Source organism: Spongiactinospora gelatinilytica (genome assembly GCF_003236385.1).
Lineage (GTDB): Bacteria > Actinomycetota > Actinomycetes > Streptosporangiales > Streptosporangiaceae > Spongiactinospora > Spongiactinospora gelatinilytica.
The window spans coordinates 1-4,561 of record NZ_POUA01000499.1 but is presented as its reverse complement, the minus strand read 5'-3'; the positions used below and the strand labels follow the sequence as shown (position 1 = coordinate 4,561).

5 protein-coding genes are annotated in these 4,561 nt (G+C 71.6%); 4 read left to right on the top strand and 1 reads right to left on the bottom strand.

Annotated features, from left to right (window positions below; genetic code table 11):
- Nucleotides 1–81 precede the first annotated feature (81 nt).
- On the top strand, nucleotides 82–474 hold the full coding sequence (locus tag C1I98_RS35710) for a nuclear transport factor 2 family protein (RefSeq protein ID WP_111171714.1): 393 nt from the start codon (nucleotides 82–84) through the stop codon (nucleotides 472–474).
- Between the two features lie 65 nt (nucleotides 475–539).
- Here the strand turns inward: C1I98_RS35710 and C1I98_RS35705 are convergent, their stop codons facing one another.
- Nucleotides 540–1,475, bottom strand: a complete 936-nt coding sequence (locus C1I98_RS35705) for a TIGR03619 family F420-dependent LLM class oxidoreductase (protein WP_199537474.1) — start codon at nucleotides 1,473–1,475, stop codon at nucleotides 540–542.
- A 97-nt stretch (nucleotides 1,476–1,572) separates the two neighbouring features.
- On the opposite strand from C1I98_RS35705, the gene C1I98_RS35700 reads away from it, so the two are divergent.
- The 3 genes from C1I98_RS35700 to C1I98_RS40910 all read left to right on the top strand — a co-directional run.
- Nucleotides 1,573–2,772 (top strand): ABC transporter substrate-binding protein, encoded by a 1,200-nt coding sequence (locus tag C1I98_RS35700; RefSeq protein ID WP_199537473.1) that lies wholly within the window; start codon nucleotides 1,573–1,575, stop codon nucleotides 2,770–2,772.
- Nucleotides 2,772–3,629, top strand: coding sequence for a branched-chain amino acid ABC transporter permease (locus C1I98_RS35695; protein WP_158558321.1), 858 nt, complete (start codon nucleotides 2,772–2,774; stop codon nucleotides 3,627–3,629). Before C1I98_RS35700 ends, C1I98_RS35695 begins: the two co-directional genes overlap by 1 nt.
- Nucleotides 3,616–4,561 (top strand): branched-chain amino acid ABC transporter permease (locus C1I98_RS40910; protein ID WP_146607845.1); only part of this gene is annotated, 946 nt, incomplete at its 3' end. The genes C1I98_RS35695 and C1I98_RS40910, both read left to right, overlap by 14 nt.

Genomic DNA, 4,561 nt, shown 5'->3' with positions numbered 1-4,561 from the left:
CCACGATCCACCCGCCCTCACCCGCCACCGCCGGGTCAGATCGTTTATCCGACCGGCGAACGGCCGGTCTGAGGAGCACACATGAGTGACAATCTCGACGCCGTACGCGCGTCCTACGCGGCCTCGGCCAACGGCGACGTCAACGGCATCGTGTCCCTGCTGGCCCCCGACGCGCGCTGGACCGAGATGGCCGGCTTCCCCTACGCGGGCACCTATGTGGGGGCCGACGAGGTGCTGTCGCAGGTGTTCGCCAAGCTGGGCGGCGAGTGGGAGGGCTACCAGGCCGACCCCGAGGAGTTCGTGGACGGCGGTGACGTGATCGTGGTGATCGGCCACTACAGCGGCACCTACCGGGCCACCGGCAAGCACATGAGGGTGCGGTTCACCCACGTCTGGCACATGAAGGACGGTGTGGCCACCCGTTTCGAGCAGTTCACCGACACGGCCCTGGTCAGGGAGGCGCTCAAGCCCTAGCCGGTGGCCGCGACACGGCGACCCTGCGCGGCCGGATGACGGGGGCCGGCCGCGCGGGGCGGCCCTCACGACGCCAGCGCGGTGACGCGCCGGATCACTTCGCGGCAGAAGTCGCCCACCTTGTCAGGGTCGTCGATGAACTGCGAGGGCTTGATGCAGAACGTCGTGTAACCCTCGGCCATGCGCTCCGGGATGTGCTCCAGCGCGGGCCCGAGCGGCGCGCAGGACGTGCCGTCGGGGAAGACCGCCCGGGTGCCGCCGGCGAGTTCCAGTTCGGCGAAGTCGCGCCCGGCCGCCCGCATGCCCTCGGCCAGCGCCTTCATGTCCGCCTCCGGCGGGTAGCCGAGCGGGTTGAACCCGCTCCCCCACCGGGCCAGCCTGCGCACCAGGTGCGCGCCGGCCCCCGCGCCGCCGAACCACAGCACCGGCCCGCTCTCCCGGTACGCCTTCGGCTCGAAGTACACCTCGTCGAACCGGTAGAACTCCCCGTGGTAGGACACCGGCGATTCACGCCACAGCAGTTCCCAGATCTCCAGGTGCTCGTCCAGCAGCCTGCCGCGCTTCTCGAACGGCACGCCGAGCGCCGCGTACTCGTCCCGGCTCCAGCTCACCGTGGGCACCACGATCAGCCGCCCCTGCGAGAGCAGGTCGAGCGTGCCCAGCTCGCGGGCGAGCGCGAGCGGGTGCCGCAGCGGCGCGAGCACCGCGGTGGCCGACAGGCGCAACCGGGAGGTGACCGACGCGATGGCGGCCAGCAGGCTCAGCGAGTACGGCCAGGGCGTGAAGGGATCCTGGTTGCCGGGCAGCGCGTACTCGCGCGGGTTGGCCATCCGCCCGAGCGCTCCCGCGTCCGGTCCGAGCACGATGTGCTCACTGATCATCACCGAGTCGAACCCGGCGTCCTCGGCCTCGCGCGCCCACCGGACCAGCGTGGTCAGGTCGCGGGCGGAGGTCATCGTCCAGTTCTCGGACAGCACGAGCTGCATTCGGGGTTGCTCCATCTTGCTTTCATACCCGAACGATCTTTACCGATCTAGCTCTTGAAAGGAATCGTTTGGCACCTTACGATCCGTCCCAAATTCGATGAGAGGCTCGCCCATGATCCCGAAAAGGGCATTCGCCGTCCTGTTCGCCGCCGCGCTCGCCACCGGCGGGTGCGGCCTGTCCGATGAGCCCCCCGCCGCCTCCCCCGGCGACGCCGGCGGCACCGGACCGATCAAGGTGGGCGGTGTCAGCTCACTGAGCGGGGCGGTCACCTTCCCGGACTCCTCGGCCGCCGCCAAGGCGGTCTTCGACCGGGTCAACGAGCAGGGCGGCATCAACGGCCAGAAGATCGAGTACGTCAGCGCCGACGACAAGGGCGACCCCGCCGCGGCCGCCCAGGCCGCCAGGGACGTGGTCACCAACCAGGGCGTGGTGGCGTTGGTCGGCTCCGCCAGCCTGCTCGACTGCGCCGTGAACGCCCCCTTCTACCAGCAGTCGAACATCGTCTCCATCCAGGGCACCGGCGTGGACCCGACCTGCTTCGAGTCGCCGGCGATCTCCCCGGTGAACACCGGGCCCTACCTGAACATGGCCATCAACCTCTACTACGCCTCCGAGGTGCTCAAGCGGGACAAGGTCTGCATGTTCCTGGCGATCCTCGGCAACACCAACGACGCGTACGGCGGGGCCGTCACCAGTTGGAGCGCGCTGACCGGCAAGAAGCTCACTCTCGACGACCGCACGGTCAAGCCGGACTCCGACCCCACGCCGTTCGTGCTGCGGGCCAGGAAGGAGGGCTGCCAAGCGGTCCTCTACAACGGCACGGAGCCGATGGCGATCTCTTGGATGAAGGTCGTCAAGCAGCAGAACATCACCGGCATCGACTGGCTGATGACCACCGCCCCCTACACCGACGCCGTGGCCAAGGCGCTCGGCGCGGACGGCGACGGGATGTACGCCAACGCCGAGTTCGAGCCGTTCACGGAGGCCGACTCGCCCGCCCTCGCGGACTGGCGGAAGCTGATGACCGCCAAGAACGTGCCGCTCACCTCCTTCGGGCAGGGCGGCTACCTGGCGGCGACGTACTTCGTGGACGCGCTGAAGTCCATCAAGGGCCCGATCACCCGGCAGTCGGTGGCGGCGGCCTTCAAGGCGCTCAAGCCGATCCAGACGCCGATGACCGGCACGCCGTACGAGTTCGGGCAGGCCGCCAAGCACCTGTCCAACCGGGCCGGCAAGATCGTGCAGCTCAAGGACGGCAAGTGGCAGGTCGTCACGTCCGAATGGGTCAAGTACCCCGGGACACTCGGCTGATGTTCCAGGGCCTGGTCTCCGGACTGGCCGCGGGCGGCACGTTCGCCGCCCTCGGCCTGCTGCTCACCGCCATGTACCGGCTGACCGCGACGGTGAACCTCGCCGTCGCGGCCACCGGCGTGGCGGGCGTGTACGTGATGGCCGCGCTCACCGCGACCGGCCTGCCGTACTGGGCCGCGGCCCTCGCGGGGGTGGCGGCCGGGGCGCTGGTGTCGGCCGGGTGCGGCCTGGTGATGACGCGGTGGTTCGCCGAGAGCGGGCCGCAGACGCGTACCGCGGTGTCGATCGCGCAGCTCATCGGCATCATCGCGCTCGCCTACATCGCGTTCGGCGACGAGCCGCGGGTGCTGCCGAACCCGGCCGCCGGGCCGGTCGCCACGCTCGCCGGGGTGGTCGTCACCCAGGGGGCCGTGGTGCTCCTGCTGCTGGCCGTGGTGATCGGCGTCGGTACGTCGCTGGTCCTCACCCGCACCCCGCTCGGGCTGCGGCTGCGGGCCATGGCCGAGCGGCCGGTCACCACCGAACTGCTCGGCATCGGCACCCGCGCGCTCACGATCACCGTGTGGGCGCTCGCGGGGGCGCTCGCGGCGCTGGTGCTGCTGCTGGTCGCACCGGTGCGCACCAGCGACATCCTCTCGCTGAGCATGCTCATCGTGCCCGCGTGCGCGGCCGCCCTGCTCGGCGGGCTGCGCCGGCTGGACGGGGCGCTGGCGGGCGGGATCGCGCTCGGGCTGGTGGAAGGGCTGCTCGCGGGATCGGCGGCGGTGCAGCAGTACCGGGACGTGGTGCCGTTCGCGGCCATCCTGCTGATCCTCGTGTGGAGCCGGCGCAGGGAGGTGTGGGATGCGTCCCGCTAACGTCGTTCTGCTGCGCCGGGGCGGCGTCGCCGTCGGGCTCGCCGTGCTCGCGTACGCGCTGGCCGCCGGGCTGCCGGCCTACTGGGTGTTCCTCGCCATGTCGGCGCTGATCTCGGGCGTGCTGTTGCAGAGCCTCGGGGTGGTCGCCGGGCAGGCCGGGATGGTCTCGCTGTGCCAGATGGCCTTCGCCGCCATCGGCGCGTGGACGACGGCCCAGCTCAACGTGTGGGGCGTGCCCGGCGGCCTGTACGTGTGGCTGCCCCTCGCGGGCCTGGCCGCCGTGCCGTTCGGCCTGCTGATCGGCCTGCCCGCGCTGCGGCTGCGCGGCGTGCACCTGGCGATCACCACGCTCGGTTTCGCGGCCACGGTGGACATCGTGATGGCCGCCGGGTCCTTCCCCGGGGTGAGCCAGGGCATCGTGGTCGGCCGGCCCGCCGGGCTGGGCTCCGAACGGCAGTACTTCCTGTTCTGCTGCGGGGTGTTCGCGCTGGTGGCCGTGGCGCTGGCGGTGGTGCGGCGGACCCGGCTCGGGGCCTCGTGGCGGGCGCTGCGGGAGTCCGAGCGGGCCACCGCGGCGGCCGGGACCAGCGTGCCCGGGGCCAAGCTGAGCGCCTTCGCGGTCAGCGCGTTCATCGCGGGCCTTTCCGGCGCGCTGCTCGCCGGGCAGCTCGCGATGGTCGTGTCGCGCAACTTCGATCCCGGGCAGTCGCTGGTCGCGTACGCCGTGGCGATCATGGCGGGGGCGCACCACGCCGAAGGGGCGCTGATCGGCGGCGCGCTCGGAGTGCTGGTGGCCGAGCTGCTGCGCCGGTTCGGCGTGCCGCAGCAGTGGGCGAACGTGGTGTTCGCGGTCGGCGCGGTACAGGCCATGACGCAGGGGTCGGGCATCAGCGACGGGCTGCGCGCGCTGCTACGCCGGCGCCGCCGTGCTC

Bases quoted from the DNA above. Each gene is read 5' to 3' on its own strand.
- C1I98_RS35710 (WP_111171714.1), top strand. From the start codon at position 82: ATGAGTGACAATCTCGACGCCGTACGCGCGTCCTACGCGGCCTCGGCC.
- C1I98_RS35705 (WP_199537474.1), bottom strand. From the start codon at position 1,475: ATGGAGCAACCCCGAATGCAGCTCGTGCTGTCCGAGAACTGGACGATG.
- C1I98_RS35700 (WP_199537473.1), top strand. From the start codon at position 1,573: ATGATCCCGAAAAGGGCATTCGCCGTCCTGTTCGCCGCCGCGCTCGCC.
- C1I98_RS35695 (WP_158558321.1), top strand. From the start codon at position 2,772: ATGTTCCAGGGCCTGGTCTCCGGACTGGCCGCGGGCGGCACGTTCGCC.